The sequence below is a fragment of the Campylobacter sp. LH-2024 genome, from assembly GCF_048270605.1.
In the GTDB taxonomy this organism is placed as follows: domain Bacteria; phylum Campylobacterota; class Campylobacteria; order Campylobacterales; family Campylobacteraceae; genus Campylobacter_D; species Campylobacter_D molothri.
In genome coordinates this window covers 1,018,833-1,043,837 of sequence record NZ_CP168139.1, presented here as the reverse complement: position 1 = coordinate 1,043,837, position 25,005 = coordinate 1,018,833, and the positions used below count along the sequence as shown (strand labels likewise).

General features: G+C 27.7%; 23 protein-coding genes. 20 read left to right on the top strand and 3 right to left on the bottom strand.

Going from position 1 to position 25,005, the window contains the following annotated elements:
- Nucleotides 1-66 precede the first annotated feature (66 nt).
- Nucleotides 67-636 carry a DJ-1 family glyoxalase III gene (locus tag ACD570_RS05320; RefSeq protein WP_337204689.1) on the top strand — a complete coding sequence of 190 codons (570 nt, stop codon included), beginning with the start codon at nt 67-69 and terminating at the stop codon, nt 634-636.
- Nucleotide 637: 1 nt separating this feature from the next.
- Here the strand turns inward: ACD570_RS05320 and ACD570_RS05315 are convergent, their stop codons facing one another.
- Complete coding sequence (locus tag ACD570_RS05315) at nt 638-973, bottom strand: histidine triad nucleotide-binding protein (protein WP_337207838.1); 336 nt, start codon at nt 971-973, stop codon at nt 638-640.
- A gap of 127 nt (nt 974-1,100) precedes the next feature.
- Between ACD570_RS05315 and pheS the strand changes: the two genes are divergently transcribed.
- From pheS to ACD570_RS05275, 8 genes are all read left to right on the top strand, one after another.
- Nucleotides 1,101-2,093: a phenylalanine--tRNA ligase subunit alpha gene (gene pheS / locus ACD570_RS05310; RefSeq protein WP_374262807.1), complete on the top strand. Its 993-nt coding sequence runs from the start codon at nt 1,101-1,103 to the stop codon at nt 2,091-2,093.
- Nucleotides 2,090-4,411, top strand: coding sequence for a phenylalanine--tRNA ligase subunit beta (gene pheT / locus ACD570_RS05305; RefSeq protein ID WP_337198342.1), 2,322 nt, complete (start codon nt 2,090-2,092; stop codon nt 4,409-4,411). Before pheS ends, pheT begins: the two co-directional genes overlap by 4 nt.
- Complete coding sequence (aroA, locus tag ACD570_RS05300; RefSeq protein ID WP_337197399.1) at nt 4,408-5,691, top strand: 3-phosphoshikimate 1-carboxyvinyltransferase; 1,284 nt, start codon at nt 4,408-4,410, stop codon at nt 5,689-5,691. The genes pheT and aroA overlap by 4 nt, the downstream gene beginning before the upstream one ends.
- Nucleotides 5,681-6,511, top strand: coding sequence for a 4-hydroxy-3-methylbut-2-enyl diphosphate reductase (locus ACD570_RS05295; RefSeq protein WP_337207538.1), 831 nt, complete (start codon nt 5,681-5,683; stop codon nt 6,509-6,511). Before aroA ends, ACD570_RS05295 begins: the two co-directional genes overlap by 11 nt.
- A 116-nt stretch (nt 6,512-6,627) precedes the next feature.
- Entirely contained in the window at nt 6,628-8,301 is a 1,674-nt protein-coding gene (locus tag ACD570_RS05290; RefSeq protein ID WP_200279316.1) for a 30S ribosomal protein S1, read from the top strand.
- A complete protein-coding gene (locus ACD570_RS05285) occupies nt 8,301-8,795 on the top strand; it encodes a hypothetical protein (protein ID WP_239820615.1) in 495 nt (164 codons plus the stop codon). Before ACD570_RS05290 ends, ACD570_RS05285 begins: the two co-directional genes overlap by 1 nt.
- Nucleotides 8,796-8,835: 40 nt before the next feature.
- On the top strand, nt 8,836-10,779 hold the full coding sequence (gene abc-f / locus ACD570_RS05280) for a ribosomal protection-like ABC-F family protein (RefSeq protein WP_417904201.1): 1,944 nt from the start codon (nt 8,836-8,838) through the stop codon (nt 10,777-10,779).
- Between the two features lie 661 nt (nt 10,780-11,440).
- Nucleotides 11,441-11,815 (top strand): YbgC/FadM family acyl-CoA thioesterase, encoded by a 375-nt coding sequence (locus ACD570_RS05275; protein WP_337198340.1) that lies wholly within the window; start codon nt 11,441-11,443, stop codon nt 11,813-11,815.
- On the opposite strand, the gene ACD570_RS05270 is transcribed toward ACD570_RS05275, so the two are convergent.
- Nucleotides 11,807-13,003: a hypothetical protein gene (locus ACD570_RS05270; protein WP_337204692.1), complete on the bottom strand. Its 1,197-nt coding sequence runs from the start codon at nt 13,001-13,003 to the stop codon at nt 11,807-11,809. The two genes, ACD570_RS05275 and ACD570_RS05270, sit on opposite strands and share 9 nt — an antisense overlap.
- Nucleotides 13,000-13,611, bottom strand: a complete 612-nt coding sequence (locus ACD570_RS05265) for a uracil-DNA glycosylase family protein (RefSeq protein ID WP_200279304.1) — start codon at nt 13,609-13,611, stop codon at nt 13,000-13,002. The genes ACD570_RS05270 and ACD570_RS05265 overlap by 4 nt, the downstream gene beginning before the upstream one ends.
- Nucleotides 13,612-13,775: 164 nt before the next feature.
- Here ACD570_RS05265 and rpmH point away from each other — a divergent pair, with 164 nt between their 5' ends.
- The 11 genes from rpmH to ACD570_RS05210 all read left to right on the top strand — a co-directional run bounded on the left by rpmH (nt 13,776) and on the right by ACD570_RS05210 (nt 24,987).
- A complete protein-coding gene (gene rpmH / locus ACD570_RS05260) occupies nt 13,776-13,910 on the top strand; it encodes a 50S ribosomal protein L34 (RefSeq protein WP_087723277.1) in 135 nt (44 codons plus the stop codon).
- Nucleotides 13,907-14,233 carry a ribonuclease P protein component gene (gene rnpA / locus ACD570_RS05255; RefSeq protein WP_200279301.1) on the top strand — a complete coding sequence of 109 codons (327 nt, stop codon included), beginning with the start codon at nt 13,907-13,909 and terminating at the stop codon, nt 14,231-14,233. Before rpmH ends, rnpA begins: the two co-directional genes overlap by 4 nt.
- Nucleotides 14,221-14,571: a membrane protein insertion efficiency factor YidD gene (yidD, locus tag ACD570_RS05250; protein ID WP_337204695.1), complete on the top strand. Its 351-nt coding sequence runs from the start codon at nt 14,221-14,223 to the stop codon at nt 14,569-14,571. Before rnpA ends, yidD begins: the two co-directional genes overlap by 13 nt.
- On the top strand, nt 14,568-16,133 hold the full coding sequence (gene yidC, locus ACD570_RS05245) for a membrane protein insertase YidC (protein ID WP_337198337.1): 1,566 nt from the start codon (nt 14,568-14,570) through the stop codon (nt 16,131-16,133). The genes yidD and yidC overlap by 4 nt, the downstream gene beginning before the upstream one ends.
- A 15-nt stretch (nt 16,134-16,148) precedes the next feature.
- Nucleotides 16,149-16,973, top strand: coding sequence for a Jag N-terminal domain-containing protein (locus ACD570_RS05240; protein WP_200279292.1), 825 nt, complete (start codon nt 16,149-16,151; stop codon nt 16,971-16,973).
- Nucleotides 16,966-18,294, top strand: coding sequence for a tRNA uridine-5-carboxymethylaminomethyl(34) synthesis GTPase MnmE (mnmE, locus tag ACD570_RS05235; protein ID WP_417904200.1), 1,329 nt, complete (start codon nt 16,966-16,968; stop codon nt 18,292-18,294). The genes ACD570_RS05240 and mnmE overlap by 8 nt, the downstream gene beginning before the upstream one ends.
- Before the next feature lie 14 nt (nt 18,295-18,308).
- Complete coding sequence (gene purL, locus ACD570_RS05230) at nt 18,309-20,495, top strand: phosphoribosylformylglycinamidine synthase subunit PurL (RefSeq protein ID WP_417904199.1); 2,187 nt, start codon at nt 18,309-18,311, stop codon at nt 20,493-20,495.
- Complete coding sequence (locus tag ACD570_RS05225; RefSeq protein WP_337207025.1) at nt 20,492-21,262, top strand: DnaJ domain-containing protein; 771 nt, start codon at nt 20,492-20,494, stop codon at nt 21,260-21,262. The genes purL and ACD570_RS05225 overlap by 4 nt, the downstream gene beginning before the upstream one ends.
- Before the next feature lie 64 nt (nt 21,263-21,326).
- Nucleotides 21,327-22,859: a bifunctional phosphoribosylaminoimidazolecarboxamide formyltransferase/IMP cyclohydrolase gene (purH, locus tag ACD570_RS05220; protein WP_417904198.1), complete on the top strand. Its 1,533-nt coding sequence runs from the start codon at nt 21,327-21,329 to the stop codon at nt 22,857-22,859.
- A 93-nt stretch (nt 22,860-22,952) separates the two neighbouring features.
- Nucleotides 22,953-24,545, top strand: a complete 1,593-nt coding sequence (locus tag ACD570_RS05215; protein WP_417904197.1) for a methyl-accepting chemotaxis protein — start codon at nt 22,953-22,955, stop codon at nt 24,543-24,545.
- Between the two features lie 10 nt (nt 24,546-24,555).
- Nucleotides 24,556-24,987 (top strand): META domain-containing protein, encoded by a 432-nt coding sequence (locus ACD570_RS05210; RefSeq protein ID WP_417904196.1) that lies wholly within the window; start codon nt 24,556-24,558, stop codon nt 24,985-24,987.
- Nucleotides 24,988-25,005 lie beyond the last annotated feature (18 nt).

Genomic DNA, 25,005 nt, shown 5'->3' with positions numbered 1-25,005 from the left:
ATCAAATGAGCGAGAGGGCTAAAGAAAAAGAAAAAAGATTTCAAAAATATAAAACAAGGAGAAATAATGAGTAAAAAAATTTTAGTTCCAATGGCACAGGGTTTTGAAGAAACTGAATTTATAGGTATAGTTGATGTTTTAAGACGCGCAAAAGAAATAGGTGGAAATTTAGAGGTGATTACAGCTTCTTTAAATTCTGATCTTTTTGTAAAAGGATCTTATGGAATTATTATCAAAGCTGATTATCTACTAAAAGATATTGTACATATGGATTTTGATGCTATTGCTTTAGCGGGTGGATATGAAGGTATGAATAATCTTAAAGAATCAAATGAAGTTTTAAATATTATTCAAAAACTTAATAGCAATAATAATATTATCGCTGCTATTTGCGCATCTGCTATAGTTTTAAATGCTGCAGGAGTTTTAAAAGGTGAATTCACATGTTATCCAGGTTGTGAATCTGGGCTTAATGGTACCCGTGTTAATCAAGCCGTAGTTGTGAATAAGAATATTATTACTTCAGCTGGTCCAGCAACAGCTATTCTTTTTGGATTAGAATTAGCTAAACATCTATGCTCTGATGAAATTTATAATAAATTATATGAGATAATGTTGATGCCTTTGATAAAATAATTTAATGCTTTTGTGGGGTTGTAAAACCTCCAAGCATATGAAAATGCAAATGAAATACTTCTTGTCCACTATTTTTTCCACAATTTGTTATTAGTTTATATCCGCTCTTATGGATATTTAATAATATAGCTAATTCTTGAATAAAACTTGTCATTCTAGCCATAAGCTCTGGATCAAATTCTTGAAAATTTTTAAAATGTTTTTTTGGAATAATAAGCACGTGAATAGGAGCTTTTGGAGCAATATCATGGAAAGCTAGAAAATCATTATTTTCAAGAACTTTATTGCATGGAATTTCCCCTTCAACTATGAGTTCAAAAATTGTTTTTTCTTGCATGCATCATCCTTAATTATTAGATAATTAATAATTTATAATTATATCTTTAAAAGTTTAATTTTTATGCTGATTTTAAAATACTTTTTAATAAAATTAAAATCAAATTTCACTTTGATTGGGGTAAAAATTGCAAAATTTTATTAAACAAATTGAAGAGTGTGATAATTTAAATGATTTAGAGGCTCTTAGAATTTCAGTTCTTGGCAAAAAGGGTATTTTAACAGAAAGTTTTTCAAAACTTAAAAATTTAGAGGGTGAGGCTAAAAAAGAATTGGCAGCTACCCTAAATTTAGAAAAAGAAGCGTTCAATAAAGCCTATTTAGCTAAGTTTAAAATTTTAGAGAATCTTGCGCTCGAAGAAAAAATGAAACAAGATATACTTGATTTTAATTATTTTGATGAAAATGCAACAAAAGGTGCTTTGCATCCTGTAATGAGCACTATGGATAAAATCATAGAATATTTTTTAAGCTTAAATTTTAGTATAGAAAAAGGTCCTTTAATTGAGGATGAATTTCATAATTTTGAAGCTTTAAATTTACCAAAATCTCACCCTGCTAGAGATATGCAAGATACTTTTTATTTTGATGATAAAAGACTTTTAAGGACTCAAACTTCACCAGTGCAAATTAGAACAATGTTAACCCAAAAACCTCCTATTAGAATGATAGCCCCTGGTGCAGTTTTTAGAAGAGATTTTGACATAACTCATACTCCAATGTTTCATCAAATAGAAGGACTTGTTGTAGAAGAAGGTCAAAAAGTGAGTTTTTCACATTTGAAAAGTATTTTAGAAGAGTTTTTACACTTTATGTTTGATGATGTGAAAATTCGCTTTCGTCCCAGCTTCTTTCCTTTCACTGAACCTTCGGCTGAAGTAGATATTTCTTGTGTATTTTGCAAAGGAAATGGTTGTAGGGTATGTAAGCAAACAGGATGGCTAGAGGTTTTAGGATGCGGAATTGTCGATCCTAATGTATTTAATTTTATAGGATATAAAAATGTAAGTGGTTATGCCTTTGGTCTTGGAGTAGAGCGTTTTGCTATGCTTTTGCATCAGATTCCTGATTTGAGATCTTTATTTGAAGGTGATTTAAGATTATTGGAGCAATTTAGATGATAATTACTAAGAGTTGGTTAAATGATTGGTTAGAACTTGAGGATATAACTGCTGAAGAAATTGTTTATAAATTAAATTCTATAGGTATTGAAGTTGATAGAGTTTGCAATTTAAAAGTTCCAGATAAGGTTGTAGTGGGTTTTGTAAAAGAAAAGATAAAGCATGAAAATTCTGATAAGCTCAGCATTTGTCAAGTGGATGTTGGAAATGAAATTTTACAGATTGTATGTGGTGCAAAAAATGTAGAACAAGGGCAGTATGTTGCTGTAGCACTTAGAGGTGCTTGCATGCCAAATGGAATGGAAATTAAAGATGCTAAGCTAAGAGGTGTAGATTCTTATGGTATGCTTTGTTCAAGTTCAGAGTTAGGTTTTGGTAAAATTAATGAAGGTATTATAATTTTAGATGATAGTATAGGTATATTAGAACTTGGAAAAGAATTAAATTCCTATGAAATTTTTAATGATGTATTGATTGAAGTTGAATTAACTCCAAATAGGGGAGATTGCCTTAGCATATATGGAATAGCGCGAGATTTAGCAGTAGCTTTTAATTTAAATTTGAAAGAACTTAAATCTTTTAAAGAGAATGAAAATGTTTTAGGCATAGGAAGGGTTTTACGTCTTAATGCGCAAAAAGATTTGCATAGTTTTTATAATTATAGAGCCATAGAGATTAAGGATAATTTTCAATTAGATTTAATTATTTCTTTACGTTTGGCTCAGATTGAAAATTTAGAAAATAATCCTATACAAAATTTATTAAATTACACCATACACTCAACAGGTGTTTTATTTAATGCTTATGATTTAAGTGTTTTTGCAAAGGAAAATGAAGAAGTTACTTTAAATTTTAGTAAAGAAAAATCTGGAGAAACAAAAATTTCTTGCCAAAATGAAACTTTAAGTATTAGCGGATTTTATCAAAAAGAAGAATATAAATGTAAAGAGACTTCAAAGTTAGTTATTATCGAAGCTAATTATACAGATCCTAATATAATAGCTAATGCAAAGCCAAATTATAAAGAACAAGATGAGAAAATTTTTTATAGAAGTTTTAGAGGGAGTGAGCCTAAATTACATTTAGGGATGGATTTTTTACTCAATATCCTTAAACAAAATCCCAATTTAAGCATATATAGCTCTTCTCAACAAATCTTACTTGATAAAGAGCTTTTAACCATACCTATGAATATTGATCATATCAATAATATTATTGGTCAAGATATTGATAAAGATGATATCTTAAATATTTTAAAAAAATTAGGTTTTAAAATAATACTTTTAGATGATAGATTAATTAATGTCGAAGTTCCAATGCATAGGCCAGATATAAGTAATTTATCAGATATTTGTGAAGAAATTGTTAGAATGATAGGTATTAACAATATAGTTTCTAAAAATTTAGAATTTTTAGGAAAAAATCGTCTTAATTCAACTTATTTTTCTTATAAAAGACTTTTGGAATTAAGAAAAAATGCTGTTAATAATGGTTATTTTGAAAGTTTGCATTATGTTTTAGATAATAGTGAAGAACTTCAAAATTTGGGATTTGATACTGTTAAAATACAACTTTTAAATCCGATAACCAATGAATTAAATACCCTAAGAACAACCTTATTAAATCATCTTTTAAGTGCTGTTAGCTTAAATACAAAAAATTCAAAAAAAATTATTAAACTTTTTGAATCAGGATCTATTTTTTCTAAAGATGTTGAAGAATTAAATAAAATCGCTTTTGTGCATTCAGGCTATAAAGAAGAGCCTAAAATAGCAAATAAAGCTAAGCCAAGATTGGTTAATTTTTACGATTTTCTTTTGGATATTAAAAATATTATAGGGGATTTTAAACTTAAGCCCTCTCATTATGATTTCTTAAGTCCTTATGAACAAGCAGAATTGATTATAAATAATGTAAGTATAGGTTTTATCGGTCGTTTACATTTGAAATTAGAAAATGAAAAAGATCTAATGAAAACTTATGTTTGTGAATTGAATTTAGAGCTTATTAAAGAAGAAAAAAAAGTTGCTAAAAATTATTCAAAATTTCCTGCAGTAAATAGAGATCTCAGTATATTGGTACCAAAAGGATATGTGTATGAAAATATTAAAAAATCAATAGAAGAATTAAATTTAGAAATTCTTGAAAATTTTAGATTAGTTGATTTATATAGTGATGAAAATCTTAAAGATTTTTATAGTTTAACTATAGCTTTTGTTTTTAGAGATATAAATAAAACTTTAGAAGATAGTCAAATTGTAGAAAGTATGGATAAGATTGTACAAAAATTAAAAGAAATGGATCTTGATTTAAGATGATAATCCATGCCTTATCTGATAGCTTCGAAATAGAAATTTCAGATATAGCTGCCGATAAAAGTATTTCTCATCGTTTTGCAATTTTTTCACTTTTAACAAATAAAGAAAATAAAGCCAAAAATTATCTTTTAGCCAAAGATACTTTACATACGCTTGAAATTTTAAAACAGCTAGGTGCTGAAGTTAAAATTTATGGTACAAATGTTAGCATCATTCCGCCTAAAAAAATTGTACCACCTAAAGATGTATTATATTGTGGGAATTCTGGAACTCTTATGCGTTTAATGATAGGATTTTTATCTGGAATTTCTGGTTTTTTTGTTTTAAGCGGAGATTCATCTTTAAATAATCGCCCTATGAAAAGAGTTTGCGATCCTCTTAAAAGTATTGGAGCAAAAATATATGGCAGAGAGAATGCAAATTTAGCACCAATTTGTATAGAGGGACAAAAATTACATTTTTTTAATTACGAGAGTCAAATTTCATCAGCTCAAGTTAAAACAGCTATGATTTTATCAGCTTTAAATACAAATGGAAAATCTATATTTAAAGAATTAAATTTAAGCAGAAACCATAGTGAAAATATGTTAAAAGCCATGGGAGCTCCTTTAAAAATAAGTGAGAATGGTTTAAAAATCGAAATATCAAATTTAAAAAAGCCTTTAATAGAGCAAGATCTTGAAATTCCTAATGATCCATCTTCAGCTTTTTATTTTATACTCGCAGCGCTTATTACTCCTAATTCGAAGATAAGAATAAATAATATTTTATTAAATTCTACTCGCATAGAAGCTTATAAAGTTTTGCAAAAAATGGGAGCTAAAATTGAAATAAAAATTACCCAAAATCATTTTGAAAGTATAGGAGAAATTAGAGCAAGTTTTAGTAAGCTTAAAGCAGTGGAAGTTAAAGAAAATATAGCATGGCTTATAGATGAAATTCCTGCTTTAGCTATTGCTTTTGCTTTAGCAGATGGAATTTCTATACTTAAAAATGCAAAAGAGCTTAGAGTTAAAGAAAGTGATAGAATTTGCTCTATAGTTTCAAACCTAAAGCTTTGCGGAATTAAAGTTGAAGAATTTGAAGATGGATTTAAAATAGAAGGTGGAAAGGTAAATAAAGCTAAAATAAAAAGTTATAATGATCATCGTATCGCTATGAGTTTTGCTATTTTAGGTATGGTTTGTGGAATGGAAATTGATGATTTTGATTGCATAAAAACTTCTTTCCCAAATTTTATAGAAATTTTAAAAAGATTAGGGGTGAAAATTGATTATTGAATTAGCTAAAAACTATGGTTTTTGCTTTGGGGTAAAAAGAGCAATTAAAAAAGCTGAACAAATTAAAGATGCTGCGACTATAGGGCCATTAATTCATAATAATGAAGAAATTTTGCGTCTGCAAAAAGATTTTAATGTTAAAACTTTAGAAAATATTAATGCATTAAATGACGAAAAAAAGGCCATTATAAGAACTCACGGTATTACAAAACAAGATTTAGCTGATTTAAAAAAAAGAAATATTGAAATTTTTGATGCAACATGCCCTTTTGTAACAAAGCCTCAGCAAATTTGCGAACGCATGAGTGATGAAGGCTATGAGGTTGTTATTTTTGGTGATGAAAATCATCCAGAGGTTAAAGGTGTTAAAAGTTATGTAAGCACAAAAGCTTATGTTGTTTTAAGTAAAAAAGAGCTTGAAAATATTAAATTACCAAATAAAATTGCTGTAGTAAGTCAAACAACTAAAAAACCTGAACATTTTATGGAAATAGTTAATTTTTTAATATTAAGAGTTAAAGAAGTCAGAGTTTTTAATACTATCTGCGATGCAACATTTAAAAATCAAGATGCTATTAAAGAACTTTCTGTAAAAAGTGATGTAGTCATTGTTGTGGGTGGTAAGAATTCGGCTAACACCAAGCAACTTTTTTTAATAGCAAAAATGCACTGCGAGGATAGTTATCTTATCGAAACAGAAGAAGAATTAAAAAAAGAGTGGTTTTTAAATAAAAAACATTGTGGAATTAGTGCAGGTGCTAGCACTCCAGATTGGATTATAAATAAGGTAATTACTAAAATTAAAACTTTTGTTGATTAAAGCGTAATATTTTATTTTTTTAAAAGCTAAATAAAACTACAATTTAAAAAAATTAACAAAAGCTAAATTTTTAATATTTAGAATGAGGAAATTTAAAATTATTTTAAAGGACAGTGATGATTGAGGCGAACAATAAGGTTCAAAGTAGTTTAGATGATTTTCTTGAAGAAGAAGATTTTGGACAACTTTTAGATGCTTTTGATAAATCAAAAGAAGAAGCAATGGCAGAAGGGGTGATCGTAGAGATTAAAAATGATGAAGTTTATATTGATATAGGTAAAAAATCTGAAGGAATTTTGCCAATTGCTGAAATTCAAAATAATGATGGACAGTTATTGTTTAAAATTGGAGATAAGATTAAAGTTGCTGTGGTGGGTTATTACAGTGGAAGGTCTTTATTGTCTCATAAAAAAGCTTTGAGAAAAGAAAAAGTGATTGGATTTATTAAAAATTATAAAGAAGAAGATTCTGAAAATATATTTAATGTTAAAGTTGTTGGAAAAAATAAAGGAGGACTTATTGTTGTTGATGATAATGATATTGAGTTCTTTTTACCTAAATCTCAATATGGTTTCAAAGAAAACAATAATGTTTTAGGTAAAACTTTTAAAGTAAAGATTATTAAGATTGATCATGAAGAGCAAAGTATTATCGTTTCCAGAAAGAAAACTCTAGATGATGAAAGAAAAAGACGTAAAGAATTAATCAATAATATCACTCAAGAACAGGGCATTATTGAAGGTACAGTAAAAAAAATCACAACTTATGGTATGTTTGTTGATGTAGGCGGAATTGACGGTCTGGTTCATTATAGTGAAATTTCTTATAAAGGCCCAGTAAATCCAAGTCTTTTTTATAAAGAGGGTGATAAAGTTCCAGTTAAAATTATTAGTTATAATAAAGAACGCAAACACCTTTCCTTATCTATTAAAGCAGCTTTACCTGATCCTTGGAGTGAAATAAAAGATAATCTTGAAGTAGGTGATACAATTAAGGTTATTGTTTCTAATATAGAACCTTATGGAGCTTTTGTAGATTTAGGTAATGATATCGAAGGTTTTTTACATATCAGTGAAATTTCTTGGGATAAAAATATTAAAAATCCAAAAGACCATATAAGCAAGGGACAAGAAATTGATGTGGAAGTTATTGAAATTAATTCCGAAGAAAGACGCTTAAGAGTTTCTTTGAGAAATTTACTTACAAAGCCTTTTGATGAATTTTTGAAAAAATATAAATTATCAGATATTTTAGAAGGTGAAGTTACTTTGACAACTGCTTTTGGAGCATTTATAAATCTTGGTATGATTGAGGGTTTATTGCATAATGAAGATGCTTCTTGGTCAAGAACTGATAAATGTAAAGATAAATTTAAAGTTGGCGATAAGGTTAGAGTAAAAATTATTAAAATAGATACAGAAAATCAAAAAATTTCTCTTAGCATGAAAGAACTTTGTGAATCACCTGTTCAAGAATATGCCAAAAATCATAAAGTTGGAGATATTGTTAAAGGAAAAATTAGAGATATCAAAGATTTTGGTGTTTTTGTAGAGCTTAGTCAAAATGTTGATGCGCTTATTCATAAAGAGGATATTAGTACTTCAACTCTGGAAAATCTAAAAATAGATGATGAAATTGAAGCAGCTATTGTTTTTATCGATGAAAAGAAGAATAGAATTCGCTTAAGTGTTAAAAATTTAGTTAAAATGAAAGAACGTGAAGTTTTAAATGAAATAAATGATAATGATAAAATCACTTTGGGTGATATTATAAAAGATCAATTAGCTTAATGATTAAAAAATATCTAACTGTAGGCATTTTAAGTTTACTGTTGCTTAGTTTGTTTGCAGTTGTTTTGATATTAGTCTCTAAATTTAAAGCAAATTCAAATTTTATTCCTGAATTTGCTCATAATATAAATATAGAAAAAGAAAATAAGCAAAAAAACAATGAAAACTTTACTTGGCAAGAAGAACTTGCTAAATGGCCAAGTAAAGATTTTACTCCTGCAGCAGAACAATTTAATCTTTATGTTGATGTTGATACTAGTGATTTAAAAGAAAAAAGCAAATATTATCAGCTTATTATAGATAAAAATGATATCTATTCGGTATTTTGTTTAAAACAAACTTTAAAATCTTTTGATGTGAAATATTTTTTATTAAAATCTAGTGATAGTCCAGAAATTTTTTTAGATACTGATAATAAAGAACTTATTGATGAAATTATTAAAGAGCTAAAAAAATATAAGATTAATACTCAAGCTAAAGAAATTTGGCTTTAATTTTTTTAATTATCGATTTATTTTTCTAGGAAGTATTATAATGGCACTGATTGATTTAATTGACGCAAATAAAAGATTTGATGAAAAGATTGTTTTAAATGAAGCCAATTTTAGTGCCAATAATGGTGAAAAAATAGCTATTATTGGTAAAAATGGAGAAGGGAAATCAACTTTTTTAAAAATATTATTTGGTAATTTAAATTTGGATAGTGGTCGCGTTGTAAGACAAAATGGAAAAAGCATCGCGATGCTTTCGCAAAATGTAGATTTTGGGACAAATTTGAGTATTAAAGATGCTATTAAGCAAGAACTTTCAGAAATTTATACCGCTTTGGATGAATATGAAAAACTTCAATTAAAATTAGAAAAAAATCCAGAAAATAAAGAGTATTTAAAACAAATGGATTCAATTATGGCTTTAATAGAAAGCAAGGATGCTTGGAATATAGAAGCTAAAATAAAACGTGTTTTGAAAGAATTTGATCTATTAAAATATATTGATCGCTTAGTATGCACATTAAGTGGTGGTGAGATACGTAGGGTAGGACTTTGTATACTTATACTTAAAAATCCTGATATTTTGTTGCTCGATGAGCCAACAAATCATTTAGATGTTTATATGACAAGTTTTTTAGAAGAATTGCTAAAAGAATCAAAAATGTGCGTTATTTTTATTTCCCATGATCGCTATTTTATTGATGCTATTGCTGATAAGTGTATAGAAATTGAAAATGGAAAATTAAGTGTTTTTAAAGGAGGATATGTAAATTATCTTGAAAAAAAGGCGCAAATTTTAGAAAGTCTTACTAAAAGCCATGAGACTTTATTAAAGCAATTAAAAAATGAAGAAGAATGGTTAAGACGCGGTGTCAAAGCAAGATTAAAAAGAAATGAAGGAAGAAAAGAGCGTATTTTAAAAATGCGAGAAGAGGCTAAAAAAAATCCAGGGGCTATAAAGCGCTTAAGACTTGAAATTTCAAGATCTACACTTAATTTTAATGCTGATAAAGTAATGAATCGAAAAAAAATGTTATTTGAAATTAAAAATGTAAGCAAAAGTATAGAAAATAAAATACTTTTTAAAGATTTTTCAGCTCGTATTTTGCAAGGAGAGCGTATAGCTATAGTAGGAAAAAATGGCTGTGGAAAATCTACTTTTTTAAAAATGCTGTTAGGACAAATAAAAGAAGATGGTGGAGAGATTAAACGAGGAGAGATTAAGATAGGATATTTTGATCAAGCTAGAAATTTAGTAAATTCAGATAAAACCTTACTTGAGATTTTTTGTCCTAATGGTGGAGACAGGGTTCAAGTCAGAGATAAAAATATGCATGTTTATGGATATTTGAAAAATTTTTTATTTCCTAAAGAATTTTTAGATAAAAGTGTTTCTGTATTAAGCGGTGGAGAAAAAAATCGAGTGGCTTTGGCTTTACTTTTTACTCAAATTTATGATATTTTAGTACTTGATGAGCCAACCAATGATTTAGATATTTCAACAATTAATATTTTAGAAGAATATTTGTTAAATTTTGAAGGAGCAATTTTGTTTGTATCTCATGATAGGTATTTTGTTGATAAAATTGCCAACAAAATTTATGCTTTTGAGGGAGATTATTCGATCAATATTTTACACACTCTTTATACAGAATATCTTGAAAATGAAAAAGAATTGCGCGAATTTGATAATTTTACTCTAAGTTTTGAAAATTCAATTTCAAATAGTAATCAAAAAGAGAAAAAAAATCAAAAGCTAAGTTATAAAGAAAATGAAATTTTAAACAATCATCCAGAAAAAATAGAAGTTATTGAAAAACAAATTGCACAATTAAATAAAGATTTATCAAATCCAAGTGTTTATCAAAATATCGGTATTAACAAACTTTATGAAGAGTTGCAAAAAGCTCAAGAAACATTGGAAGCATTTGAAAAAGAATATTTTGAAGTTTTAGAAAAAAGTGAAAATTTGCAAAAAGAAATATAAAAATGTACTTTGATTGCTTGTAAAAATATAACTAAATTAAATTTTTATATCAATGACTATATTCTTAAAAACCAAGGACTATAAATCAAAATCATTTTAGCAATTTTAGTCTTAGTATTTTTAAACTCTAAAAAAGTAAAGAAGAAAAATTTTATCTCAAGTCTTTTTTAATGGTTATAAATATTATCGTGATAATTATAATTATAAAAATAGATGAATCTAATTTTAATTTTGATGACAAACTCTAAGAAGATAAGCTTAGAAAAAGTAAGATCTTATATGGATTGAGCGTAAAGGTAAAAAAATATCCTGTTGTTTTCTCTGCTAGATTTATATATGTTGCAAATTCGGAAATGAAAGAAAGGATGGCTTTAAAAGATTAGATTTTCTTTATAAAAAAGTAAAATTAGATGCTAATCTTATTCTTAGAATCTTCGCTCTATACTAAGCTAATTTTTCTGAAGAGCTAAGATAAGAGCTTATTAAAAAATGTGGAATTAAAGAGTAAAAAATAAAAAATGAGTTTGAGCTTATTAAGATTTTAAAAGTTTTAATAAAAAATAATATTAAGACTTTATATTAAAAGAAAGATTTTTATTTTTTGATTTTTTTTAATAAATTTAAAGTAAAATAAAAATTAGATATCAAAAAAAGGAGTAGGGTGAAGATAAGAGTTTATTATGAAGATACAGATGCTGGCGGGGTAGTTTATCATAGTAATTATTTGAAATTTTGCGAAAGAGCTAGAAGTGAAGTTTTATTTTCTAAAAAAGCTTTAATATTTGATGCCATTGATGGACATTTTTTACTTACAAAAGCAAATTGTAATTTTATAAAACCTGCTAAACTTGGAGATATAATCGAAGTTAAAACAAAAATTTTAGAAATTAAAAATGCTTCTATAGAAATTTTACAAGAAATTTATAAAGATAAAAACAAAATTTTTAAGTTTTTTGGAACTCTTGCTTATATCAAAAAAGAAAAACCTGCCAAAATGGAACCAGAAGTTAAAAAACTTTTTGAAGAATTATTTTAATTCTTCAAAATTTGCTTTGACGCTTTGCATGAGACGGACTTTATATAAAATCTGCGAGTTTTCAATTTTTTCATCAAAAATACTTTTACTTTCTTTATTTAGAAAATTCGTATAAAAATAATCAGTTCCAATGCTTGTTGCATAAGCTACCCAATTATAGTCTATATTTTGATTAAAAATTTCATTTAAATAGGATAAATTATCGTCATGATTATTGATAGAATTTGCAATAATAAAATTTTTCCTATCGGCTTCTTGGGTAAGATTTAAAAATGCAGGATTGTAATTTATCTGAGTGGATAACATTATATAAGGATATATATCATAAACGCGTAATTGAGAGCTTGTAAGTGCTGTTTTTACTAAAGGTGTATTAAAAAAAATAGAAGTTTGATCAAGACTTCCTTGAGATTTTAGCAACTTGTAAAAATCAAGTTTATCTCCATCAATTTTATAAATTCTTACATTTTGATTTTTACTATTGAGCAATATACGTGCATTTAAGTTATCTGATAATGTAGAACCATCTCCAAAAATTGCTATATTTGAGTTGGCTTTTTGCAAAAGAGCCATAATTTGAGCATCATAATCTATGCTACCAAAAATTATATTTTGATTTAAATTTGAGGCAAAATTTTTATGGAGGGTTGGGATAAATATCTTCATATTTTTAGAATAATCTTTAAGCGCGGAAATACCTTTTAGGGTAAAAGCTGCAATAACATATTGATAACCCTGAGATTCTATTTGATCAAGAGTTTGACGTATTTTGTTTTCATCTTCTGTGCCTATTAAAAATACTTTGACTTTAATGTCTGCTCTTTGTCTTAAAAGATAAGCAATGCTAGAATTTACAATAGTATTGGAATAGCTTTTAATTGTTTTTTCTGGAATAACAATGGCTAATTTAACCGCTGTAATTTTTTGCACAGCTTGATCAAAATCTGTGATAGAATTTAAAAGTTTTGCATAAACGTTGGATAAAAATTGATCTTTTTGATCGCTAAATTCACTTAAAAAACTAAGATAAAGTCTTGATTCTAAAAGATCAAAAAGACAATTAATCCCACATTCTTGGGTATTTAGATTAGGGTAGAAATTTTCAGAAGGTGGTATATCTACTAATCTTTGTTCTCTAGCTATAAGAAAACAAAAGCATAATCCTAAAATTAATAATATCTTTTTCATAAAAATCCTTTAATTTTTTTTAGGTCTTCTATAAATTTTTTTTCATAACTTGGATTTTTTTCTATAAATTCAAGTTCAAAACTTGCCATAAAAAAGAAATCTTTATAGGTGAAAATTTCTCCCCTTAGGCTATTAAAATTAGAAAAACCCAAGCTATTAAAAGCATATTCTCCTAAGCAAAGGATAAATTTAGGTTGAACCAGCATGACTTCATTCCAAAAAAATGGTAAGCAAGATTGTAGCGAAAAATCATCAAATTTTCTATTAGAAAAACATTTAAAAAGATATGAAAAATAAAATTGCTCTTTGTTGAGCCCTAAAATGTTATAAATATAATTTTGTAATGCTTTACCTTTTTTTGATTCCAAAATGCAACCGTTTTCATTTTCAACTTTTTGTCCAAAAGTATCTAAAATCATTAGATTAACTGATTTTAAATGATTTTCCATTAAGGTAAAACGACGAAATTTTGAAAAATGACATAAATTGCATTTTTGTATATTTGATCTTAAGTCTTTAAAATTTTTTATTTTTAATTGAATATTATTAGCTTTGTTATCTATAAAATTATATCCTATAGCTTTTAAATAATATAAACTTCTTATCATTGCTACAACTTAAAAATTATTTATAAATTAAAAATACTAATTTATTTTTAAAAATTTAGCAAAAAAAAATTAATCTTACTTAGCAAAAGCAATTTATAAGTAAGATTGAGATAAAATTCGCTTTTATTCTTTATTTTCAAAAATAAAATTAAGGAAATTTTAAAATGAAAAGAACTTATCAACCGCATGGTACTCCAAGAAAACGCACTCATGGTTTTCGTGTTAGAATGAAAAGTAAAAATGGTCGTAAGGTAATCAATGCAAGACGTGCTAAAGGTAGAAAAAGACTCGCTGTGTGAAATTTTTTGAAAAAATCAGCAAAAATGAAGAATTTTCGACTGTATATAAGTTGGGAAAAAAATGGTATTGCGATGGCATTATTGTTTTTTATCTCAAATGCGATGAGCAAAAAATGGCAGTTGTTGCAAGTAGAAAAGTTGGAAAGGCAGTGATTAGAAATCGCTCTAAACGTATTTTAAGAGCTTTATTTTCTAAAATTGAAACAGAAATTTATAAAGGGAAATATATTTTTGTTGCAAAAAGCGAAATCACTCAATTTTCTTTTTCTAAATTAGAGAGAAGCTTAAAATGGGGTTTAAAGAAGCTACAATGTTTAAAATAGCATGTTTAAAATTGTTATTAATTTATCAGAAATTTTTAAGCCCGCTTAAGCCTTCTGTATGTAGATTTTATCCTTCTTGTTCAGAATATGCTTATTGGCAATTTCAAAAAAAAGATTTTTTTTCAGCTTTTTGTTTTACTCTTATGAGAATTTTGAAATGCAACCCATTTTTTAAAGGTGGATTTGATTATCCAAAAATTACAAGAAAAATAACTCCTTATAATTTTTGTTTTAAACCAATTTTTTTATCGCAAAAAAAACTTTATTATTTTTATATACCTTATAATGATAAAACTTTTTATTTTGTTAGAATTATATTTAAAAGGATAAATCAGTGAATAATACAAATAATTTTTTTCAGCAAAAACGCATACTTTTAGCAGTAGTGCTTTCTTTTTTATTTTTCATTGTGTATGATTATTTTTTTATACCAAAAAATCCTCCTAAATTAAATCAAAATATTACAAAAGTTGAAAGTAATGCACAATTTGATGCACCAAAACATAATATTCAGCCTGTAGAAATTCAAAAGAATGTTTTACAAGATCAGATTATAGCAGATATTAAAAGTGATCATTTTGAAGCTAAGATTGATGCCTTGGGTCGAATTTCAAGCTTTTACCTCAAAGATAAAAAATATCAAAATGAAAATGGTGAATTCATTAATTTAGTTTCTAAAAATAGTTTTCCTTATCCTTTAGAGATGCGTTTTAGCGATGAAGCTATTAATGCTGATGCTTTTAAAACGCCTTATATCTCAAATTTTAAAGAGCTTTTTGTAGATGAAAACGGTAGCAAAACGATAAAATTAACTCAAAAACTTTCCTCTGGTTTAATGATTGAAAAAAATATAACTTTTTATCCTTTTGGAAATTATAAAATCGAAGTGAGTCTTAATAAAAATAGCCATTATTTTATAAGCCCAGGTTCTCGCCCTAATATAGCAGTTGATAGTTACACTGTGCATGGTGCATTAGTTATGGATGATAAAGAAACTATTCATACTTTTGAAGACGGGAAAGTAGATAAAGAACAAAATATGCAAAATATTTGGATGACATCAGCTTTTGATAGGTATTACGCTACTTTCTTTTATAATTTTGAAAAACCTTTAAACATAACTATAGGAAAAGATGCGCATGAAAATCCTTTAGTGTTTGCTTCTAGTGATAATAAATTTGAAGCAGGGGGTTATATAGGATCAAAAGAACATGTAATATTAAGAAGTATAGATCCACGACTTGAAGCTGTGGTTGAATATGGATGGTTTACTTTTATTGCAAAACCAATGTTTGTATTTTTAAATTTCTTGCATAATCATACAGGAAATTGGGGTTGGTCTATAGTTATAATGGTATTGATTATTCGTGTTATTTTATTTCCTTTGACTTATAAATCTATGATTTCTATGAATAAATTAAAAGATTTAGCTCCAAAAATGAAAGAACTAAGAGAGCGTTACAAAGGTGATCCTCAAAAAATGAATGTTCATATGATGGAGCTTTATAAAAAACACGGTGCAAATCCTATGAGCGGGTGTTTGCCTATACTTTTACAAATTCCAATTTTCTTTGCAATTTATCGTGTGTTGTTAAATGCTATTGAATTAAAAGCTGCGCCTTGGATATTTTGGATACATGATTTATCAGTTATGGATCCTTATTTTGTTCTTCCAATTTTAATGGGAGCGACAATGTTTGTACAACAACTTGTTACACCAATGACAATTCAAGATCCTATGCAAGCTAAAATTATGAAATTTTTACCTGTAATATTTACTTTCTTTTTTGTAACTTTTCCTGCAGGATTAACTCTTTATTGGTTTATTAATAATCTTTGTTCTTTTATTCAACAATTGATCATTAATAAAATTTTTGCCAAAGAGCATCATAAAAAATAAAATGGAGTGCAAAAAATGAGAGTCGAGGCTAAAGATCTTGAAGAGGCATTGATTGAAGCTTCTAAGAGTCTAGATTGCTCGGTTATTGATCTAGAATATACTATTGTACAACTTCCTAAAAAAGGTTTTTTAGGTTTTGGTTGTAGAAATATTATCATTGAAGTTGAGAATAAGAAAAAACAAGTTAAAAAACATTCAAAAAATAATTTTCAAATAAGTAAAATTCGAGAAAAAAATTCTTGCGAAAAAGTAGAAGAAAAAAAAGAAAATATCAAAAATGACAAAATAGAAAATGTAAAACCCAAAGAAAGTTATGTTGTTAAAGAAGATAAGATTTTTGATAGTTTTCATCGTGAAAGCAAAGATACTAGAAATATACAAAATATTTTAGATGAAATTAAGATTCAGCTTGAAAAATTACTTAATTCTACTTGTTTTGATATTTCTTTAAAAGAACTAAAAATGTATAACGAAGAAAGCGTTTTTATCCATCTAGATGGTGAAGATGCAGCTTTGCTTATTGGAAAAGAAGCTCATCGTTATAAGGCTATTTCTTATCTTTTACATAGTTGGATTAATACAAGATATAATCTTTTGGTGCGTCTTGAAATATCTCATTTTTTAGAGGATCAAATTCAAGGTATGCAAGGTTATCTTCAAAGCATTGTTGAAAAAATTAAAATTTATGGAAGTGGTCAAACAAAACCATTGGATGGTGTTTTAATTAAAATTGCCCTGGAAAGACTAAGAAGTGAATTTCCACATAAATATGTAGGTATTAAGCAAAATAACGATCAAAGATTTATAGTTATAAATGATTTTTTAAAAAAAGATGAATGATACTATAGTAGCTATTGCAACAGCACATGGAATAGGTTCCATTTCTATTATAAGATTAAGTGGTGTAAAATCTTTAGAAATCGCATTAAAGATAAGCAAAAAAAAAGAATTAATTCCACGTTATGCTACTTTTACCAAGCTTTATAATCATAAAGATGAATTTTTAGATGAAGCTATACTTATATATTTTAAAGCTCCTTTTAGTTTCACAGGCGAAGATATAGTAGAATTTCAAATTCATGGCGGTTTTAGCGTAAGTGAAATTTTGCTTGATGAACTTGTGAATTTAGGAGCTAGATTGGCTCAAGCTGGAGAATTTAGCAAAAGAGCATGTTTAAATGGAAAAATGACTCCTTTAAAGGCTTTAAATATACAAGATTTAATTGTTTCAAAATCTGCTCTTGCAGCTAAGGTTATTGCAAGAAATATGCGAGGTGATCTAGGAGAGCTTTTAGATAAAATTCGCACAGACTTAGTTAAAACTTTAGCTTTTGTGGAAACAAGTATTGATTATGCTGATGATGATTTGCCACTCGATTTATTAGAACAAATTAGTCTTATGTGTCAAGATAATGCTAAAATTTTAAGAGAAATTTATACAATTTCTCAAAGCAAAAAAGGTCTCATAGAAGGTTTTAAAATAGCTATAGTGGGTAAACCTAATGTTGGAAAATCCTCTCTTTTAAATGCCTTACTTTCTTATAAAAGAGCTATAGTTTCGGATATAGCAGGAACAACGCGTGATACCATAGAGGAAAATTTTAAATTAGGTTCTTATTTACTTCGTATTATTGATACAGCAGGCATTAGAGAAAGTAAAGATGAAATAGAACAAATAGGCGTAGAATTAAGTAAAAGAAGTTTAAAAGATGCAGATATTATTTTGGCTGTTTTTGATTCTTCCAAAGAAGAAGATAAAGAAGATCTAGAAATTTATAATTTATTACAAAATAGCGATAAAAAAATATTTTGGATTTTAAATAAAACTGATCTATATGAGGTTTTTGAAAATAGTAAAAATATAGATTTTATAAGACTCAGTGCTCAAAATGACATTAATTTACTCAAAGAGGAATTGGAAAAATATCTTAATTCTTTTGATGCTGAAGATACCATAATAAGTTCTTTAGAATTAATTAACTCTTGCAAAATTGCAAGTGAGGCTATGCTAAGAGCAAAAGTTCTTTTGCAAGAAAACTCTTTAGAGCTTTTTGCATTTGAATTAAATTTAGCTATAGGTGAGCTTTCAAAATTTACTAAAGATTTTGAAAGAGATGAAATTTTAGATGCAATGTTTAGCAATTTCTGTTTAGGAAAATGAAAGGTAATAAGAATATGGATAAAGAAATCATAAAAGCACATAAAATTAGCGATGAGGAATATAAGCAAATTTTAGAAATTCTTGGAAGAGAACCTAATTTGCTTGAGTTAGGCGTTATTTCTGCTATGTGGAGTGAACATTGCTCTTACAAATCAAGTAAAAAATACCTTAATGGCTTTCCAACTAAAGCGCCTTGGGTGATCCAAGGACCTGGTGAAAATGCAGGAGTTATTGATATTGGAAAAGATATGGCAGCAGTTTTTAAGGTTGAAAGCCATAATCACCCTAGCTTTATTGAGCCTTTTGCAGGTGCAGCAACTGGAGTAGGTGGAATTTTACGTGATGTTTTTACTATGGGTGCAAGAGTTGTTGCTGGACTTAATTCTTTAAAATTTGGGAATATTCATGATGAAAAATATGGAAATCATCAAAAATATCTTGTAAAAGGTGTTGTAAGTGGAATTTCTCATTATGGAAACTGCATAGGGGTGCCGACTATAGGCGGAGAATGTTCTTTTGATGAATGTTTTAATGGAAATATATTAGTCAATGCATTTGCATTAGGAATTTGTAAAAAAGAAGATATTTTCTATGCTAAGGCTGAAGGTATAGGAAATCCCGTGATTTATGTAGGATCAAAAACTGGCAGAGATGGACTTGGCGGTGCTGTTATGGCTAGTGATAGCTTTAATGAACAAAATAAAAGTTTAAGGCCAACTGTGCAAATAGGGGATCCTTTTAGTGAAAAACTTTTAATGGAGGCATGTTTAGAGCTTTTTAAAAGTGATTTGATTATAGGAATTCAAGATATGGGAGCTGCTGGACTTACTTCTAGTTCTTTTGAAATGGCAGGAAGAAGTGGAAGTGGGATGAAGCTTTATTTAGAGAAAACTCCTATGCGTGAAAGCGGGATGACGCCGTATGAGTTAATGCTTAGTGAATCTCAGGAAAGAATGCTTATTTGTGCAAAAAAAGGTTGTGAAAATCAAGTTATAGAAATTTTTAAAAAATGGGATTTAGATGCTGTTGTAATTGGTGAAGTCACAGATACAGGAAATATGGAGCTTTTTTGGAATAATGAGCTCGTAGGAATGATACCTATTGAGCCTTTAAGTGAAAAAGCACCTATTTTAGATCGTCCAATAAGCAAGCCAAAATATCTAGATAGCATTAAAGATTACCAATTTGAATTAAAAAATGATATACAGGATTTATTTATCCAGATGATAAAAAATGAAAATGTTAATGATAAAGCTTTTATTTATGATCAATTTGATTCAAGTGTGCAAACAAATACAATCAAAGCTGATGGAAAATTAGGTGCGAGTGTTATACGCGTAAAAGAAAATAATGCAGCTATAGCAATGGCTATAGAATGCAATTCTCGTTTAAATTATATTGATCCAAAAATTGGTGCAAGTGCTGCTGTAGCAAGCGCAGGAAGAAAGGTAGCTTGTGCAGGAGCTAAACCTTTAGCAATTAGCGATTGTTTAAACTATGGAAATCCACAAAATCCTGAAGTAATGTGGCAATTTGCACAGGGATGTGAAGGTATTAAAGAAGCTTGTAAAGAATTAAATACTCCTGTAGTTAGTGGTAATGTTTCTTTATATAATGAAACAGAAGGGGTAAGTATTTACCCAAGTCCTACTATTGTAAATGTAGGCGTTTTAGAAAATTCCAATCGCGTTTTAAAAGCAAGTTTTGATAAAACTGGAATTAAAATTTATCTTCTAGGGGAAACTTTGGGAAATTTTGCTGGCTCATTGGTAATGAAAATTCAAGATAAAAAAGTAGCAGGAAATCTTAAAAATATAGATTATAAAGCAGAATTAATGCTTTGGAATTTTCTTTATAAGGCAAATCAAGAATTTTTACTTGAGTGTGCAAATAGTGTGGGTGTAGGTGGTATTGCTATAACTTTAGCAAAAATGTGCGCTATTTCTAAGAAAGGCATGATTTTAGAAAGTGGTTTTGATGATAAAAAAATGATTTTTGATGAAAGTTTTAGTCGTGCCATAGTAGGAGTTGATGAAAAATATGAAGAAAAATTTTTACAATTGATTCAAGAATTTAATATCAAAGCACAAAAGTTAGGTATAAGCACTGATAAGGATTGTTTTAAGCTTGATGAAATTAATTTAAGCAAAAAAGAACTCAATAATCTTTATTTTGAAAGTTTTAAAGAGCAAATCCAATGAGTTTAATTTTAATTATTTTAGTTATTTTGGTCTTTTATTGGTATTATAAAACTTGGGAAAAACAAGACTTTTTAAACTCAGCTACACGAGGTGTTAAAGGCTTTGCAAAAGGTTTTATGCGTGGAATAGCAGAAGAAAGAATGGATGAATTTAAAAGACGAATGAATTATTATGTGATTGCACTTTTGGCAAAAATTGCAAAAAGTGATGGTAAAATCAGTCAAGATGAAGCTGATATGATCACTCAAATTTTAGACGCAAATGCAAAAGATAGACAAGAAAGAGAGTTTTTAAAAGCAAGTTTTAATGAGCATAAGGAAAATTTAAATGATGCTTTTGAAGTAGCAAAAGACTTTTTAAAAGAGGTTCCTTTGCCAAAAACTGAACGTTTTAATGTATTTAGAGTGCTTGTTTTTATGGCTTTTATTGACGCAGAATTTAGCTATAAAAAGAAAGAAATTTTAAGTAAAATTGCACAAGCTTTCGATATAAGTCAAAATGAATTAGAAAATTTTATAAATAATTTTTCAAATTTAAATACTTCTAAGAAGCAAATAAGTTTAGATGAAGCTTTTGAAATTTTGGAATTACCAAAGAATGCTGATATTAATACTGTAAAAAAGCAATATCGAAAATTAGCAAAAAAATATCATCCTGATATTTTAAATGCAAATAATATTAGCGAAGAAGAAATTAAAAAAGGAGTAGAAAAATTTCAAAAAATCAACGAAGCTTATGAAAAAATCAAAAAGTATTTAGAAAAATAAAATGAAAAAAATATTTTTATTTTATTTCTATTTTTAATATTTATGGTTTAATGAAAGGAAAAAAATGAGAGCATTACTTAGCGTCAGCGATAAAGAAGGTATAGTAGGATTTGCCAAAGAGCTTGAAAATTTAGGTTTTGAACTTCTTTCCACTGGTGGAACTTATAAGACTTTAAAAGAAAATGGGATAAGAGTTGTGGAAGTGAGTGATTTTACAAAAAGTCCTGAGCTTTTTGAAGGACGAGTAAAAACTTTGCATCCTAAAATTCATGGCGGAATTTTGCATAAAAGAAATGATAAAAATCACGTTAAACAGGCTAAAAAAAATGAAATTTTAGGTATTGACCTAGTATGTGTGAATTTATATCCTTTTAAAAAAACTACTATTATAAGTGATGATTTTGATGAAATTATAGAAAATATTGATATAGGTGGACCTGCTATGATCAGATCTGCTGCAAAAAATTATAAAGATGTAATGGTAATTTGCAATCCTCTTGATTATGAAGAAGTGATTGAGGTTTTAAAAACTGGAAAAAATGATGAAAAATTTCGTTTAAATTTAATGATAAAAGCTTATGAACATACAGCAAATTATGATTCTTATATTGCAAATTATATGAACGAGCGTTTTAATGGAGGTTTTGGATCAAGTAAATTTATAGTAGGGCAAAAGGTTTTTGATACTAAATATGGAGAAAATCCTCATCAAAAAGGTGCTTTATATGAGTTCGATTCTTTTTTTAGTATCAATTTTAAAGCCCTTAAAGGTGAGGCTAGTTTCAATAATCTTACCGATATTAACGCTGCTTTAAATTTGGCTAGTAGTTTTGGTAATGCTCCAGCAGTTACAATAGTAAAACATGGAAATCCTTGCGGTTTTGCAATCAAAGAAGATCTTTTGCAAAGTTATATCAGTGCTTTAAAATGTGATAGTGTTAGTGCTTATGGCGGAGTAGTTGCAATCAATGGAACACTTGATAAAAAATTAGCTGAAAAAATAAATGAAATTTATGTTGAAGTGATAATCGCTGCAAATGTAAGTAAAGAGGCTTTGGATATATTTGAGGGTAAAAAACGTATTAAGATTTTTACTCAAGAAAACCCTTATTTGGTGCGTAGTTTTGATGCGTATGATTTTAAACATATTGATGGTGGATTTGTGTATCAAAATAGTGATGAAATAGGTATTGATGAATTTAAAAATGCTAAACTTGTTTCTAAAAGAGAAGCAAGCAAAGAAGAACTTCAAGATTTAGAAATTGCTATGAAAATTGCTGCATTTACCAAGTCAAATAATGTCGTTTATGTTAAAAATGGAGCTATGGTAGCTATAGGTATGGGAATGACAAGTAGAATTGATGCGGCAAAAGCAGCTATTGCTAAGGCTAATGAAATGGGACTTGATTTAAAAGGATGTGTTTTAGCAAGTGAAGCTTTTTTTCCATTTAGGGATAGTATAGATGAGGCAAGTAAAGTTGGAGTTAAGGCTATAGTTGAGCCTGGTGGAAGTATAAGAGATGATGAAGTGATAAAGGCTGCAGATGAATGTGATATGGCTCTTTATTTTACTGGAGTAAGACATTTTTTACATTAAAATTTTTATTAATAATTAAAAAAATATTTAATTTAATTTAAATAATTTTAAGTACAATGGTTTTTATGATATTTTTTATTGAAAGCAATTAAAATGTTTAAAACTATTGGATTTAAAGTTTCTTCGGCGGTTTTTGTTGTTTTATTGTTTAGCTTTGTGATTATGCAAATTATTGTTAGCTTTGATTTTAAAAATACGACTAATAAAATTAGTAAAGAAAATCTCAATATAGTTAGTAATTTAGCTTTTCAAACTATGAGAATGGCTATGAATTTAGGAGATCCAGATAAGATAAAAGAAGCAATTAATGATGCTAAAAGCATTAAAGGGATTAGTGATATAAAAATTTATCCATCAAAAGAGACGATAAAATTTTTTGATATTAAAAATCCTTTAGTTTCCAATGAAAATATTATCTTAGATCAATTTTCTAATCCTAGTTTAGTTTCTTTAGAGCAAAATATTAACGGAATAGATCATTTAAGACTTATTCGCCCCTTGGTTGCGAATAAAACATGTATATCCTGTCATGCAAATGCAAAAGAAGGCAGTGTAATAGGAGTTATGGATGTATATCATTCTTTAGAAAGTGTTGAGAAAGATATCTCAAAAACAAGTCAAACCTATATAGTGATTTTTACAATTGCTTTAATACTAACTTTAGTCGTTGTGCTTTTTATATTAAAGATTGTTGTAGGTCGTCCTATTTTAGAACTTTTAAATCATGCCAAAGAATTAGCCCAAGGCAGTGGAAATTTAAAAGCACGAATTCGCATCAAAGGACGCGATGAAATTGCAACTGCTTGTGGATATATAAACCAATTTATCGAAAAAACTCACAAAGCAGTAAGCGAAGCGAGTTTGAGTTCTAAGAATGTAGAACATCAAAGTGTTCTTTTAAATTCAAATGCAACTTCTTTAAATGAGATTACAGAATTAAATCACAAAAAAGTAGATTCAAGTTTTCATCTTGGCAATAATATAGGCTCAGATTTGAGAGAATTAGCTAATTTATCAAGTGATGCAAATGCTGCTAATGATAAGTCTTATGAATTGCTAGAAGAAATGCTTAAATCACTATTTTCAGTTGCACAGAAAGTTACAGATCTTGCTGAAAGTGAAAATAATTTAGCCAAAAAAATTTCAGACATGGTTAATCAAGCAAAAAATATACAAAAAGCTACCCAAATGATGAATGAAATTGCTGATAAAACAAATCTTTTATCTTTAAATGCTAGTATAGAATCTGCAAGAGCTGGAGTCTATGGAAAAGGATTTTCTGTAATTGCAGAAGATATAAGATTGCTTGCTAATAATAGTGAAGAATTTTTAAATAGCGTTGCAAGCATTACAAAGGAATTGTTAATTAGCATAGAAAAAGTAGCTAATGAACTTAAAGATAATTCTCAAAAAATTTATTCTTTAAACGAAGATACTAATTTATTAGCTAATAGTGCAAATGAGGTTAAATTTTGCAATCAAGATGCAAAAAATCTTGTGCATCAATGTAGCCAAAAAATAAAAGTAAGTCAAGAAAATATACAAAATTTACTCATAAAAATGGAAGAAAATGTTGAAGCAAGTGAAAAAAATGAAGAAATTTCAAAAATTTTACTTCAGGTTGCTGACGAGTTAAAAATAGTATGTCATAATCTTGATAATGAATTAAAGCAATTTCAAATTTAAAGGATAAAAGATGAAAAAAACTTTACAAATGACTTTAGCGGCTGCTTGTTTTGCTGGTTGCGCAAGTACTTCTGTATCTTCTAGTGCAAACACTCAAAATAAATTAGTGCAAAATCAACAATTAAAAATAGAAAGAATTGTTGTTGATGGAAAAACATTTGATCCTAAAAATGCTGAAGAAATTCCAAATATTAGTTTTGATAAAGATAAATTCTATGGTTATTCAGGATGTAATCGCTTTTTTGGAACATATGTTAATAATGGTGATTCTATAAAAATTAATGGAGCTGGTGCCGCATCTACACAAATGCTTTGTCATCCAATAGATGTAATGAATTTTGAAAATTCTTTTCTTTCTAATTTCAATGGAACTTTTAAAATTTCAAATGAAAATGGAAAACTTATTTTAAATAACGGAAAAATGAAAATCTTTTTTAAATAATTTTTAGCCCTGTTTAAG